The organism is Massilia eurypsychrophila, from assembly GCF_002760655.1.
Lineage (GTDB): Bacteria > Pseudomonadota > Gammaproteobacteria > Burkholderiales > Burkholderiaceae_D > JAFCUW01.
In genome coordinates this window covers 41,757-55,408 of sequence record NZ_PDOC01000009.1, presented here as the reverse complement: position 1 = coordinate 55,408, position 13,652 = coordinate 41,757, and the positions used below count along the sequence as shown (strand labels likewise).

General features: G+C 63.8%; 16 protein-coding genes. 8 read left to right on the top strand and 8 right to left on the bottom strand.

All coding sequences use genetic code 11. The features are described from left to right. Window positions 1-72: 72 nt before the first annotated feature. The 3 genes from CR105_RS29240 to cyaY form a co-directional block, all read right to left on the bottom strand. Window positions 73-207, bottom strand: coding sequence for a hypothetical protein (locus CR105_RS29240; RefSeq protein WP_267873897.1), 135 nt, complete (start codon window positions 205-207; stop codon window positions 73-75). A 201-nt stretch (window positions 208-408) separates the two neighbouring features. Continuing rightward, a complete protein-coding gene (locus CR105_RS15435; protein WP_131021710.1) occupies window positions 409-771 on the bottom strand; it encodes a hypothetical protein in 363 nt (120 codons plus the stop codon). 31 nt (window positions 772-802) lie between these two features. Beyond that, complete coding sequence (gene cyaY / locus CR105_RS15430; protein WP_099789922.1) at window positions 803-1,129, bottom strand: iron donor protein CyaY; 327 nt, start codon at window positions 1,127-1,129, stop codon at window positions 803-805. Window positions 1,130-1,159: 30 nt separating this feature from the next. Here cyaY and lptM point away from each other — a divergent pair, with 30 nt between their 5' ends. Both lptM and lysA read left to right on the top strand, forming a co-directional pair. Further along, a complete protein-coding gene (gene lptM / locus CR105_RS29490; protein WP_218968706.1) occupies window positions 1,160-1,339 on the top strand; it encodes an LPS translocon maturation chaperone LptM in 180 nt (59 codons plus the stop codon). A gap of 3 nt (window positions 1,340-1,342) precedes the next feature. Further along, window positions 1,343-2,620 (top strand): diaminopimelate decarboxylase, encoded by a 1,278-nt coding sequence (gene lysA, locus CR105_RS15420; RefSeq protein ID WP_099789669.1) that lies wholly within the window; start codon window positions 1,343-1,345, stop codon window positions 2,618-2,620. Between the two features lie 6 nt (window positions 2,621-2,626). On the opposite strand, the gene msrQ is transcribed toward lysA, so the two are convergent. The 5 genes from msrQ to CR105_RS15395 all read right to left on the bottom strand — a co-directional run bounded on the left by msrQ (window position 2,627) and on the right by CR105_RS15395 (window position 8,532). Continuing rightward, entirely contained in the window at window positions 2,627-3,274 is a 648-nt protein-coding gene (msrQ, locus tag CR105_RS15415) for a protein-methionine-sulfoxide reductase heme-binding subunit MsrQ (RefSeq protein ID WP_099789666.1), read from the bottom strand. 3 nt (window positions 3,275-3,277) lie between these two features. Further along, window positions 3,278-4,258 carry a protein-methionine-sulfoxide reductase catalytic subunit MsrP gene (msrP, locus tag CR105_RS15410; protein WP_099789664.1) on the bottom strand — a complete coding sequence of 327 codons (981 nt, stop codon included), beginning with the start codon at window positions 4,256-4,258 and terminating at the stop codon, window positions 3,278-3,280. Window positions 4,259-4,403: 145 nt separating this feature from the next. Then, a complete protein-coding gene (ccsB, locus tag CR105_RS15405) occupies window positions 4,404-5,555 on the bottom strand; it encodes a c-type cytochrome biogenesis protein CcsB (protein ID WP_099789661.1) in 1,152 nt (383 codons plus the stop codon). Window positions 5,556-5,601: 46 nt separating this feature from the next. Beyond that, the gene (locus tag CR105_RS15400) at window positions 5,602-7,707 is read right to left on the bottom strand and encodes a cytochrome c biogenesis protein ResB (protein ID WP_099789658.1); all 2,106 of its coding nucleotides are present in this window, start codon (window positions 7,705-7,707) and stop codon (window positions 5,602-5,604) included. Between the two features lie 144 nt (window positions 7,708-7,851). Then, window positions 7,852-8,532, bottom strand: a complete 681-nt coding sequence (locus tag CR105_RS15395; protein ID WP_099789655.1) for a c-type cytochrome — start codon at window positions 8,530-8,532, stop codon at window positions 7,852-7,854. A 179-nt stretch (window positions 8,533-8,711) separates the two neighbouring features. On the opposite strand from CR105_RS15395, the gene yihA reads away from it, so the two are divergent. The 6 genes from yihA (at window position 8,712) to CR105_RS15365 (ending at window position 13,570) form a co-directional block, all read left to right on the top strand. Beyond that, entirely contained in the window at window positions 8,712-9,428 is a 717-nt protein-coding gene (gene yihA / locus CR105_RS15390; RefSeq protein ID WP_099789652.1) for a ribosome biogenesis GTP-binding protein YihA/YsxC, read from the top strand. Window positions 9,429-9,451: 23 nt separating this feature from the next. Next, on the top strand, window positions 9,452-10,465 hold the full coding sequence (gene hemB / locus CR105_RS15385; protein ID WP_099789649.1) for a porphobilinogen synthase: 1,014 nt from the start codon (window positions 9,452-9,454) through the stop codon (window positions 10,463-10,465). Between the two features lie 72 nt (window positions 10,466-10,537). Further along, window positions 10,538-11,290, top strand: coding sequence for an alpha/beta hydrolase (locus CR105_RS15380; RefSeq protein ID WP_099789645.1), 753 nt, complete (start codon window positions 10,538-10,540; stop codon window positions 11,288-11,290). Between the two features lie 178 nt (window positions 11,291-11,468). Beyond that, window positions 11,469-12,221, top strand: coding sequence for an N-acetylmuramidase family protein (locus tag CR105_RS15375; protein ID WP_099789642.1), 753 nt, complete (start codon window positions 11,469-11,471; stop codon window positions 12,219-12,221). Continuing rightward, the gene (locus tag CR105_RS15370; RefSeq protein ID WP_131021711.1) at window positions 12,221-12,700 is read left to right on the top strand and encodes a hypothetical protein; all 480 of its coding nucleotides are present in this window, start codon (window positions 12,221-12,223) and stop codon (window positions 12,698-12,700) included. The genes CR105_RS15375 and CR105_RS15370 overlap by 1 nt, the downstream gene beginning before the upstream one ends. A 72-nt stretch (window positions 12,701-12,772) precedes the next feature. After that, window positions 12,773-13,570: a helix-turn-helix transcriptional regulator gene (locus tag CR105_RS15365; RefSeq protein ID WP_099789636.1), complete on the top strand. Its 798-nt coding sequence runs from the start codon at window positions 12,773-12,775 to the stop codon at window positions 13,568-13,570. Window positions 13,571-13,652 lie beyond the last annotated feature (82 nt).

The window sequence follows — 13,652 nt, the reverse complement described above, 5'->3', positions numbered from 1 at the left end:
ATTCGGACATTCGCGCGCGAATGTCCGAATGTCAGACCTGACCCCTTTTTTTTCGCTTCAGTTGGTAGGGAATCATGTGCATTTCCCACGGAGCCGACGTTCGTACTCCAGACCATCGCTTGGAATATCGTCACGGTCCTTCCACATGCCGAACGCGGTGTGCACCGCATCCACGAAAACCTTGGTGGCTGTGAATAGGTTCTTCATCGGGCACTCCAATTGCATCCGTTTTCCCTACCTGTAACGACTCCTCCCGTCTCACGGGCTTGCGGCGGATTACCTTGAATTCCCTGGGCAGCCTACTCTTCGGTAGCGTGCTCATTCGATTCTCCTTCTGCTGGCGCCAAACAAAAAAAGTGTAGTACGAACACGCGCACGTCGCCGGCCATCTAAAGCGTCGGCGGGTAATTACTTACCTGGGCTCACTTTGAGCGTCCCGCTGACCCGCCATCCCGCCAGGCTGTACAAGCCGAGCAGCGGGACACCTAGCAAAGCAAATCCGTAAGTCACAAAAATGACCGGCATCCACAAGGTCAGCGCTGCCATGAACGCGCAGGTCGCCAGCAAGTAACGCCGTCGGGCGAACAGGGGATTGCGGCAAGCTATAGCGCCGATGACGAAGCCCCCCACCATCAGGAAGATGAGCTTCATGATCGCGCCCCCGTCTATCCATGCCAGGGAGAACCATCCTGTCAGCAGACACGCCATGTAGCCGACCATGACAGCCGCCAATAAATGCAACAACCGTGTTCCTGACTTGCGCATTTCCATTCAGCGACAGCCTGCTCGTGCGAGCGGCAGTCTATAAAGTGATCTGGGCGCCGCCCTGGGCGCTGGCCAGCTGCGACAGCGCGGCGAACAGCTCGGAGCCGTCGCGCGTGTTGATCCAGTCGGCGCCGACCCGCTTGTAGTGGAAGCCGCCCGACTTGGCCGCCACCCATAGCTCCTGCATCGGCGCCTGGCTGTTGACGATGATCTTGCTGCCGTTGTCGATGAATTCGATTTCGAGCACGTTGCCGCTGCGCTTGCATTCGACGTCGATGACGTCCTCGTCGTTGAGGCGGTCCATCGCCGACTCGATCGTCGTCAGGGTGGTTTCGGCCAGGTCCAGAAATTCTGTTTCGCTCATCATGCTACACTCCAATGTCTTAATCCAACCGTGATTCTAATCGTGAAGTCATCTCTTGCGCTCATCATCGGCATTGCAGCCCTCCTGGCCGGCTGCGGCCAGACCGGGCCGCTGTACATGCCGACGCCGCCCGCCAAGCCGGCCGCACCCGTGGCTGCACCTGCGATTCCCGTGAGCCCACCTTCTTCCCTACCGTCCGAGCAACGCTAAACCATGTCGCATTTCCCCTATCAAGACGGCGTCATGCACGCCGAAGGCACGCCCCTGCCCGCCATCGCCGAACAATTCGGCACGCCGACCTACGTCTATTCGAAGGCGGCGCTGCTGGAGAACTTCGACTCCTACGCCAACGCCTGCAGCGGGCGCGAAGCGCTGGTGTGCTACGCCATGAAGGCCAACTCGAACCTGGCCATCCTCGACATCCTGGCGCGCCGCGGCGCCGGCTTCGACATCGTGTCCGGCGGCGAACTGCTGCGCGTGCTGGCCGCCGGCGGCGACCCGGCCAAGGTGATTTTTTCCGGCGTCGGCAAGTCGGTCGCCGAGATGCGCCTGGCGCTGTCGCACGACATCCTGTGCTTTAACGTCGAGTCGATTCCGGAACTGCACCGCCTCAACGACGTCGCCGCCGAGATGGGCAAGACGGCGCGCGTGTCGCTGCGCGTGAATCCGAACGTCGACGCCAAGACCCACCCCTACATCGCCACCGGCCTGAAGGCGAACAAGTTCGGCGTCGCCTTCGACGATGCACTGGCCACCTACCGCACCGCCGCCAGCCTGCCGCACCTTGAAGTGGCCGGCATCGACTGCCACATCGGCTCGCAGCTGCTCGACGACGCGCCGCTGCTCGAAGCGCTCGACAAGCTGATCGAACTGATCGACACGCTCGGCCACGAAGGCATCGTGCTGCACCACCTCGACATCGGCGGCGGCCTGGGCATCTGCTACGGCGAAGCGGGCGAAGCGGCGCCGGTGGCGGTGGCCGACTACCTCGGCCGCCTGTTCGAGAAAATCGACGCCTGGCGCGCGGCGCGCTACGACGGCGCGCCGATCAAGGTCATCTTCGAGCCGGGCCGCTCGATCGTCGGCAACGTCGGCGTGCTGCTGACCAGGATCGAATACTTGAAACCCGGCGCGACGAAGAATTTCTGCGTCGTCGATGCGGCGATGAACGACCTGATGCGCCCGGCGCTGTACCAGGCGTGGATGGGCGTGCAATCGGTCACGCCGCGTGTAGGCAATGCGGAAAACTATGACGTGGTCGGCCCGGTGTGCGAGTCGGGCGACTGGCTGGCGCACGACCGCGTGCTGTCGGCGCACGCCGGCGACCTGCTGGCCATCATGAGCGCCGGCGCCTACGGCATGACGATGTCGTCGAACTACAACACGCGGGGCCGCGCCGCCGAGATCATGGTCGACGGCGACCAGGTACACGTGATCCGCCAGCGCGAAAACCCGGCCGACCTGTTCGCGCTCGAGTCGCTGATCAAGTAAATTGCGTTATACGCCGCGCCGCGCGTCCGTTGCCAACGGCGCGCGCGGCGCCGGCTTTGCCAGCTTCCAGTGAATCCTCAATCCCAGCAGCAGCGCAACGATGGCGCCGAAAATGATCGGCTCCTGAAAATCGTTCTTGCCCGCCTTCATCCACCAGAAATGCAAGATGCCCAGCGGCGCGATCAGGTAGATCAGCCGGTGCAGCCATTGCCAGCGCTTGCCGCCGAGGCGCCGGATCATGCCGTTGGTGCTCGTCACCGCCAGCGGAATGAGCAGCACGAAGGCGATGAAGCCGACCGTGATGAACGGGCGCTTGACGACGTCCTTCCACAGCTCGGCGATGTCGAAGAAATGATCGAACCACAGGAACGTCATGAAGTGCAAAAAGGCGTAGAAGAAGGCGAACAGGCCGATCTCGCGGCGCAGCTTGACGAGCCAGTTCCAGCCGGTGAAGCGACGCAGCGGCGTCACCGCCAACGTCAGGCACAGGAAATACAGCACCCAGTCGCCGGTGCCGCGCGTGATGTGTTCGAGCGGCTCGACCAGCTGGCCGCTGATGGTCAGGTAGGCCATCTTTGCCACCGGCACCAGCGCCAGCGCGAACACGGCCGCCTTGATCGCGGTCAGTTGCCGCGCGGTGGGATTGAATGCCATGGATCAGAAGTTCTTTTTCAGGTCCATGCCGGTGTACATCGAAGCGACCTGCGGGTAGCCGTTGAACATCAGCGTCTTGCGCTTTTTCTGGAAGAAGCCGTCTTCGCCGATGCGCCGCTCGCTGCCCTGCGACCAGCGCGGGTGGTCGACCTCGGGATTGACGTTCGAGTAGAAGCCGTATTCGCTCGGCGCCGACACGTTCCACGCGGTGCGCGGCATCTCCTTGACGAAGCGAATCTTGACGATCGACTTGGCCGACTTGAAGCCGTACTTCCACGGCACCACGATGCGCACCGGCGCGCCGTTCTGGTTCGGCAGCACCTGGCCGTACATGCCCATCGTCAGCAACGTCAGCGGATGCATCGCCTCGTCCATGCGCAGGCCCTCGACATACGGCCACTGCAGCACCGGGCTGCGCAGGCCAGGCATCTGCTTCGGGTCGGCCAGGGTGGTGAATTCGACGAACTTGGCGTTGCCGTTCGGCTCGACTTTCTTGATCAGCTCGGACAGCGAAAAACCCTGCCACGGAATCACCATCGACCAGCCCTCGACGCAGCGCAGCCGGTAGACGCGCTCTTCGATCGGCGCCAGCTTCAGCAGGCCGTCGATGTCGAGCGTCATCGGTTTCTTGATTTCGCCTTCGATCGAGACCGTCCACGGCCGCGTCTTGAGCGTGTGAGCGTTGACCGCCGGCTCGGACTTGTCGGTGCCGAACTCGTAGTAGTTGTTGTAGGTCGACGCGTCCTTGAACGGCGTCTGCTTGTCGAGCGCCGAATAGGCGGGATTGAGCTTGCCGACCAGCTTTTGCGGCGCGGTGGTCTGGGCAAACGCCTCGCGGTTGGCCATCTCCCACAACGCCGAGCCGGCCACGGCGCCGGCCGCCATCTGCTTGATGAACTTGCGGCGCGACTCGTACACGTCCTGCGGCGTGATTTCGGAAGAAAACGGCAGGTCGAGGCCGTTCGGACTACGTTTGATCAGCATGGCTTCTCCGGCAATTCATTTATGTAGGTAGAGTTTGTCGTGGACATTTCTCTAACCTTACACCATTCTTGCCGAAAATGCTCCGCATGGCCAAGGACCAAGGCCCCGTTTAAGTTTCAGTTAACATACCCCGGGGCGCGTACTCTTATAACTTGCCGTACGAGTGCAAACCCGACAGGAACATGTTGACGCCGAGGAAGGCGAAGGTGGTCACCAGCAGGCCCACCAGCGCCCACCAGGCCGCCACGCGCCCGCGCAGCCCCGACATCAGGCGCATGTGCAGCCAGGCGGCGTAGTTGAGCCAGACGATCAGCGCCCACGTTTCCTTCGGATCCCACGACCAGTAGCCGCCCCACGCCTCGGCCGCCCACAGCGCGCCGAGGATGGTGGCCACGGTGAAGAAGGCGAAGCCGACCGAGATCGACTTGTACATCACGTCGTCGAGCACTTCCAGCGTCGGCAGGCGGTCGACCAGGTAGCCGTGCGACTTGAGCAGGTAGGCGGTGCCGACCATCGCTGCCAGCGCGAAGGTGCCGTAGCCGATGAAGTTGGCCGGCACGTGGATCTTCATCCACCAGCTCTGCAGCGCGGGCACCAGCGGCTGGATGTCGGCGGCGTCGCGGGTGACGGTGTACCACAGCAGGAACGCGACGGCCGCCGATATGACCAGCATGACGAACGGGCCGAGCTGGCGGGTGCTGTAGTGCTGCTCGTAGTACAGGTAGAACATGGCCGTGATCAGTGCGAACAGGATGAACACCTCATACAGGTTCGACACCGGGATGTGGCCGACGTCGGCGCCGATCAGGTAGGACTCGAACCAGCGCACCATCATGCCGGTGAAGCCGAGCACCACGCCGGCCCAGCACAGCCTGGAGCCGACCGCCGAACCGAAGTCCGAGCGCGCGGCCAGGCCAATCCAGTAGAACACGGTCGAGAACACGAACATCGCGCTCATCCACAGGATGGCGGACTGCGACGACAGCATGTACTTGAGGAAGAATTTCTTGTTCGCCATGTCGAGGTCGCCGGCGTACAGCGCGATCGCCCACAGCGACAGCAGCGCCACGACCGGCATCAGCCAGCGCACCGGCTTCCAGTGCCAGCCGAGCGCGGCGAACGTCGGCGCGGCCAGCAGCAGGATCGCCTTTTCGTAGACGTCCATGTAGGCGCCGTAGCGCGACAGGCCGAACAGCGCGCCGCCCAGCAGCACGGCGGCGAACAGCCAGTCGAGCGCGCCGAGGCGCTTGAAGTAGCCCGGGGTTTGCGAATAGGTATGTGGTTGCGATATTTCCATCTTGCTCTCCAGATTCGGCCGGCGCGGTCAACCGCGCCCAGCCAGCTTACGCCGATTGCGGCAGCTTCGCTTTCATGTCGTTAAATTCGTGCTCGAAATCAAGCGTCTTGCGCTGGGTGCTCATCGCCATCAGCGCCTGGCTGCCCTGGCCGTTCTCGCCGTCGCCGAGCCACACCCACAGGCGCCGCTCGCGGATATAGAACATCGAGAACACGCCAAGCACCAGGAACAGGCAGCCCAGGTAGACGACGTTCTTGCCGGGCGAGCGCGACACCTGCAGCACCGACGCCTTGATCTCGACGAATTCGTCGAGCTGCAGGTACACCGGGGCGCCGTAGAAGAAGCTGTCCGACAGCGCATTGGTGGCCAGCTGCAGGAAGCGCGCATGGTTGTCGTCGGCGGTCACCGCGGCTTCACCGTCGCGCGCGCGGGCGGCCTGCCACAGCTCCCACAAGGTGCCGTTGAGCATCTTGAGGAAGATGTTGGCGGCCTTGCGCTGCTCTTCCTGCGGCACCTTCAGCGAACCGATGAATTCCGACACCGCGACGAAGCCGCCCTGCTTGCCGTCGCCGGCGAAGATGGCCAGCGTTTTCGCGCTCGACTGTTCCAGCTGGGCTGCCAGCGCCAGCGCATCGGTCGACGCATCCGGCGGAATGGCGCGTTTCGCATAGCGTTCGGCGGCCAGCTGGCGCAGCGCCGGGTCGGCCAGCGCCGCGCGCAGGCGCATCCACTCGCGCACGCTGAAGTTGTCGTCGGCGGGAATGCGCAGGAAGCTGAACGGGTCCGACGGCGAAACGCGCATGCCAGCCAGGAACACCTGGGCGCCGTCGACTGTGACGGGCTGCATGTAGTTCTGGTATTCGCGCGCCTGGCCGGTCTTGTCGCGCAGCTTGTATTGCACGCTCGGGCCGACGTTTTTCAGGTCCTTGTTGTTGGCGTTCTTGGCGGCCGAGCCGGAATGCTTGTCCAGGCTGGCGGCGAACTGGTCGTTCAGGCTCTCGCCCTTGGTCACCGCGCGCGTATCCTGGCCGCCGATGTTTTCCACGTTGAACGGGCGAAAGCCGGTCCACTCGACCGAATACTGCTCGTCGCCGCGTTTCAGGTCAGTGGCGGCGTTGACTTCGCCGGCCAGCGGGAACGCCTTGCTGTCGGTGCCGGCCATCGGAAAGCCGGTCAGCTTGAGCTTGCTGCCGCCGTCTTCGAAGCTCGACTGGTACATCGCCACGCCCTTGTAGATCAGCGGCTCGTTGACTTTGATGGTGGCCGGAAACGTCTTGCCGGTCTCGTGGTCGCGGATGACGACGTCGCTGGCGAACAGCTTCGGCATGCCGGTCGAGTAGAAATCGATGGTGAATTTCTTCAGCAGGATGGTAAACGGCAAGTCCTGCACCAGCACGCCGCTGGCCTGCGGGATGATGGCGACGTTGCTGCTCTGCCCTTCCGGAATCATGGTGTTGCCGCGGAAGGTAGGATTGGCCAGGCCGAGGCGGTGCTGCGCGGGAATTTCGGCGATGACGCCGCTGCCGGCGAACGGCGTCTTGCCCATGAACCACAGCTGGAAGCGGATCGGCAGGTCCGAGTCGAGCATGCCGCCGAGCAGGATGATGATGATGGAGCTGTGCGCGAAGATGTAGCCGAGCTTGTTGGCGGCGCCCTTCTTGGCCGCCACCAGCGTGCCGTGGCCCTTGTCGACGATCTTGGCGCTGTAGCCGGCGTCGGCCAGGCGCGCAACGGTCTGGCGCGCCAGGTCGGCGCGCGGCAAGGCGCTGGTCCACTCGGCCTTGTGGTGGAAGTTGCGCAAGGAAACCTCGCGCACGTTCTCGCGCCAGCTGCGCATGTCCTTGATCATCTTCGGGCCGTTGCGCGCGATGCACAGGCCGGTCGAGAGGATCAGGAAGGTCAGGATCAACAGGAACCACCAGGCCGAATACACCGCGTACAGGCCGAGCTTGTGGAACACTTCGAACCAGAACGGACCGAACTGGTTGACGTAGTTCGGCATCGGCTCGTTCTGCTTCAACACGGTGCCGATCATCGCGGCAATCGAGATGATGGTCAGCAGGCTGATGGCAAAGCGCATCGACGACACCAGCTCGACCGCGTCGGCGAGGCCGCGGCGTCTGGTCTTGAGTTCAATTCCGGTGGTGCTCATGGGGACAAATTCCTGTGCTGCGGCAAAACCAAAGCCGCGAGGATACCAACAAAAAGGGCAGCCCGCTTTCGCTGCCGCCCTTTTTCGCTGGTACCGGCCGGCGCGCCTGTCAGACGCGCCACCGTTCGTTTCTAGATTGGCGCGTTACTTCAAGCCGGCGATGTAATCGGCAACCGCCTTCATTTCGTCGTCCGACATGCGCTTGGCCAGGGCCGACATCGGCGCACTGTTCTTGCGCGCGCCGCTGCGGAAGCTGACCAGCTGGGCAACGGTGTAGTCCTGGTGCTGACCGGACAGGCGTGGATACTGGATCGGAATGCCGCCGCCGTTGGCGCCGTGGCAGCTGGCGCAGGCAGCGACGCCCTTGTCGGCGATGCCACCGCGATAAATCTTGCGGCCCAGGTCGAGCGATTCCTTGTCCTTGGCGGCGCCGGCTTTCTGCGTCTGCTTGCCAAGGTAGGCGGCAACGTCTTTCTTTTCCTGGTCCGTCAGCATTTTTGCGTACAAGGTCATGACCGGATGGTTGCGGTCAGGACCGGTGAAGTCGACCAGCTGCTTGTAGGCATAGTGTTCAATCTGGCCGGCCAGCTTCGGGTTGGCGGCGATGGTCGAGTTACCGGCGGCGCCGTGGCACGATACGCACGCCGGCAGGCCGCGGCCGGCGTCGCCCGAGTCGTACAGCGTGCCGCCCTTGGCGGCATCAGCCTTGACTGCGGCGGGCGCGGCTGGCGCGGCAGCGGAGGCCAGGCCGGACAGCGCCAGGGTTGCCACCAATAAGGATTTTACAAATGCCGCACCGGCGGACGGTAAACAAACACGATTCATTCAAACACCCTGAGACGAGTCAAAAAATTAGTTTTATACAAAGATCCAAGGCGCGACGCGGAAGGCATCGACCATGCCTGCGAACCAAATGAACACGGCTTCGCAATAATCGTAACCCCTTATTGTACAATAGCTTTCTCGCGTTATCGCCCCCTTTTGTTGCAATTTCTGTCTACTCCATGTCCAAACTCTGGCAAGCCCGCTTCTTTACCACCGTCAATCAACTGCGCGATCTTCCCGATACGAAGGCGCCTGAAATCGCTTTTGCCGGCCGCTCGAACGCCGGCAAATCGACCGCCATCAACATCCTGACCAACCAGAAGGGTCTGGCGTTCGCGTCGAAGACGCCTGGCCGCACCCAGCACATCAACTACTTTTCGATCGGCGGCGCGCACGTCGGCCAGCACCGCAAGGACGCCACCATCGTCGAGGAAATCGAAGCGTTCCTGGTCGACCTGCCCGGCTACGGTTACGCCGAAGTGTCCGGCTCGGCCAAGCTGCACTGGCAAAAGCTGCTGGGCGACTACGTCCAGCGCCGCGAGCAGCTCGCCGCACTGGTGCTGATCATGGACTCGCGCCGCCCGTTCACCGAACTCGACGTCCAGATGCTCGAATGGTTCGCCCCCACCGGCAAGCCGATCCACTGCATCCTGACCAAGGCCGACAAGCTTAACCGCAACGAATCGACCAACGTGCTGCGCCAGGCGCGCATGATGCTCGAAAGTTACGTCGACGAAGACGGCGAAGGCTTCCCGTTCACCGTGCAGCTGTTCTCGGCGCTAAAGCGCGTCGGCATCGACGAAGCCAACGCCAAGATCATCGACCTGCTCGGCCTGACCGACATCCCGGCCGACCCGGACGCCCAGCTGGTCGACCCGGTCGACAGCGACGACTAATTTTTATACCTGAAAGCGCGCCCATGCCAGCCCATAGTTCCGCCGCCTACCCTGCCATCCGCCTGCGCCGCATGCGGCGCGATCCGTTTTCGCGCGCGCTGATGCGCGAGAACACGATCACCGCGTCCGACCTGATCTACCCGGTGTTCATTCTCGACGGCGCCGGCCAGCGCCAGCAGGTGGCGTCGATGCCGGGCGTGGAACGCGTGTCGGTCGACTTGCTGATGGAAGTGGCGCAGGAATGCGTGACGCTCGGCATTCCCGTGTTGGCGATCTTCCCGGTCATCGACGCGTCCCTGAAGACCTACGACGGCATCGAGGCGACCAACCCGGACGGCCTGGTGCCGCGCGCGGTCAAGGCGCTCAAGGAGCGCTTCCCCGAGCTGGGCATCCTGACCGACATCGCGCTCGACCCGTACACCACGCACGGCCAGGATGGCCTGCCGGACGAATCGGGCTACATCGTCAACGAGCTGACCATCGACATGCTGATCCGCCAGGCGCTCACGCACGCCGCTGCCGGCGTCGACGTGGTGGCGCCGTCGGACATGATGGACGGACGCATCGGCGCCATCCGCGCCGCGCTCGAAGAGGCCGGCCACATCCACACCCGCATCATGGCCTACTCGGCCAAATACGCGTCGGCGTTCTACGGCCCGTTCCGCGACGCGGTCGGTTCGTCCGCCAACCTCGGCAAAGCCGACAAGAACACCTACCAGATGGATCCGGCCAACAGCGACGAAGCGCTGCGCGAGGTCGGGCTCGACCTGACCGAAGGCGCCGACATGGTCATGGTCAAGCCGGGCATGCCGTACCTGGACATCGTGCGCCGCGTGAAGGACGAGTTTCGGGTGCCGACGTTTGCCTACCAGGTCAGCGGCGAATACGCGATGATCAAGGCGGCCGCGCAAAACGGCTGGCTCGACCACGACAAGGTGATGATGGAATCGATGATGGCGTTCAAGCGGGCCGGCGCCGACGGCGTGCTGACGTACTTCGCGCGCGACATCGCCCGCCTGCTGCGCGACAAGCGCTAAGCTCAATCCCTGGGGTCAGGTCTGACATTCGGACACGCCCCCAGCCGTACCGCAAACGCCACGGAGCCGACCTTGCGAGCTGTTGCCGCAATTGTCCTGATCGTGCTGCTGCTCTACGCGGCAGCATGCGTCGCCTTGTTTGCATTCCAGCGCACACTGATCTATTACCCCCAGCCAAACTCGTACGGCGGCCCTGCCGACACGTTGATCCTGCCGTCCGACGTTCGTGTGACCGTGCGTCCGCATGCCGGGCCGAAAGCGCTGCTGTACTTCGGCGGCAATGCCGAAGATGTGTCGGCCAACCTGGCCTCGTTTGCGCGCGCCTTTCCCGGCTACGCCATCTACCTGCTGCACTATCGCGGCTACGGCGGCAGCGCAGGCAAGCCGACCGAAGCGGCGCTGCATGCCGATGCGCGCGCGCTGTTCGACAAGGTGCATCAGGACCATCCGCAGATCGCGGTAGTTGGACGCAGCCTGGGCAGCGGCGTCGCGGTGCGCCTTGCCGCCGAGCGACCCGCCGCGCGCCTGGTGCTGGTCACGCCGTACGACAGCATGGCGGCGATTGCCGCGGCGCAGTTCCCGTACTTTCCAGTGCGCTGGCTGCTGACTGACAAGTTCGAGTCCGCCCGCCACGCGCAGACGGTGCGCGTGCCGACGCTGATTTTGCGCGCCGAGCACGACGACGTGATCCCGCGCGTGAGCACCGAGCGCCTGCACGCCAGCTTCGCCGCCGGCGTCGCCACGCAGGTCGTCATCCGCGGCGCCGGCCACAATTCGATCTCGGAGTCGGAGCAGTACCTCGACGCGATGCGCGCGGTGCTGTGATTGCACAGACTAGAGCAGGTATGCCATGTACGAGGTCTATGGATCAAGCGTTCCCATCGAACGAGCACTTGAGCTATGGAAAGCTACTCAAAAATCAACCAGGAATCACCATGCAATGTGCTATGTTGAAGGCGCACCAGGAATCGATTCCTGACTGTTTCTGCAGAGGAACGAGCAGATGAAAAAGTACTTGATCGCGGGGCCCAGGCACCCGACACCGGGCGGGCCACCACCCCGCCCTGGCCTCCATGCGCGCAGCACGGCCTCCCCGGGCACGCACGCCGACCACATCGACTCGATCGCCGACATCGGCTTGCTGTTTGACGGCCACTTCAATGCTGAACGCGGCATCACCGACAATGACTTCCTGCTGGCCGCAGCCACGCTCGGCGTCGAAGTGGCGGCGATACAGGCGGTGGCCGAGGTCGAGACGCTGGGCAACCCGTTCGACAGCCAGGGCAGGCCGACCATCCTCTACGAGCGCCATTACTTTCATCGCCTGACGCAAGGCCGGTTCGACGCGACGCACCCGGCCATTTCGCAGGCCACCACTGGCGGCTACGGAAAATCCAGGGAGCAGTACCCCAAGCTGGCCGAAGCGTGGCACCTGGCGCCGGATGCGGCGCTGCGCTCGGCGTCGTGGGGACGCTTCCAGATCATGGGCAACAACTTCCTGGCGGCCGGGTTTACGTCGGCTGCGGCGATGGTGCTGGCGCACGCGCGCGCCGAGCCGGAACACCTGCGCGCATTCGTGCAGTTCGTTGCACACAACAAGCCGATGCTCGGCGCCTTGCGCCGCAATGACTGGGAAACGTTCGCACTGCTCTACAACGGCCCGGGCTACAAGAAGAACCGCTACGACGAAAAAATGGCAAGCGCGTACGCGCGCATCAAGGCGGCGGCCCAGCAATTCCCGCCGGGCCAGCACTGATGCGGGGGCGCGGGGCGGCATTGCTGCTGCTGATGGTCACTGGTACCGGCGCGGCCGGCGGCGGGCTGTGCACCGCTTCGGAGACGCCCTTTTTTTCGTGCCAGATTGCCAGCAAGAAGTGGATCGGCGTATGCGGCGCCAGCACGGACGCGGTGCAGTACCGCTTCGGCCGACCAGGCCGCATCGAGCTGGCGTTCCCCGCCGATCCGGCCAATGCGCCCAGCACGATGTACCTGACCAACTACGCTCGGCACCAGGTCGACCGGGTCGAGTTGACGTTCACCAACGAAGGCGTCGACTACGCGGTGTTCGACTACGTCGAGAACGGCAAGCGCAACGCCGGCGTACGGGTGACGGCGGCGCCCGGCAGGGAAGTGCAGATCGCCTGCGCCGGGCGTGTTGCCGGCGAGCTGACGGAACTGCGCGGCGCGCTGCGCTGCGACCCCGACAATGCACTCAGCCTCGGACAATGCCGCTGAACGGCGGCAGGCAGCGGCCTGGCAGCACGGCCACGCGTCACTTGTGCAATGACGCTTCACGGGGGCAAGACCATGGCTAGCGGATGGAGATCGGGCGGCGTCCAGCCTGCCGGCATTGGACGGATCGTGGTGTGGCGCGGCGGCAGCATCTGGATTGGCCATGCGGGAGCGGAAACGGACTTCCATGCGCATCACGCCATCCAGATCACCATCGCGCTCTCGGCTGGCGCAGTCCGCTTCCGGCGTCCGGCGGAAGAGTGGACATCTTATGCATCGGTAATTATCGCCGCGCATCAACCACATGCGTTCGAGGCAAGCGGCGAACTCGTCGCGATGATCTTCGCCGAACCGGAATGGCGCCAAGGGCGCGTGCTGCGCGAACGCTACCCGGCCGGCATCGAACCGCTCGCGGCGGACGCCTTCGGCGATGACGTAGCGCAGCTCGCTGCCGCGTTTCACCAAGGCGCCGCCAACGACGAATTGGCAGCGCGCGCCCGCGCCATACCGGAACGGCTGACCTCGATGCAGACTGCGCCCGCCAGGCCACTCGACAAGCGGGTCGAGCGTGCCGTCGAAGTGCTGCGTGAACGGCTTGGCCAGACCGTGGTGATGGCCGACGTGGCCGACGCCGTCCACCTTTCTCCCGACCGCTTCCGCCATCTGTTTCTGGAAGAAACCGGCATTCGTTTCCGCCCCTATGTGCTCTGGTTGCGCCTCGAGGTTGCGGTGGCATTGTATGCGGCAGGCGTGAGCCTGACCGACGCTGCTCACGCCGGCGGGTTTGCCGACTCCGCGCATTTCTCGCGCACCTTCAAGCGCATGTTCGGCGTGCCGGCGGCGGGCATCGAGCCGATCCTGGGTTCAGGTTAGCCGTTTCGTTCAAGCCGCCGCCGCCGGGCGACCCTACACTGGCCTCTCACCTTAACCGAAAAGAGAGTTGCCATGAACACCA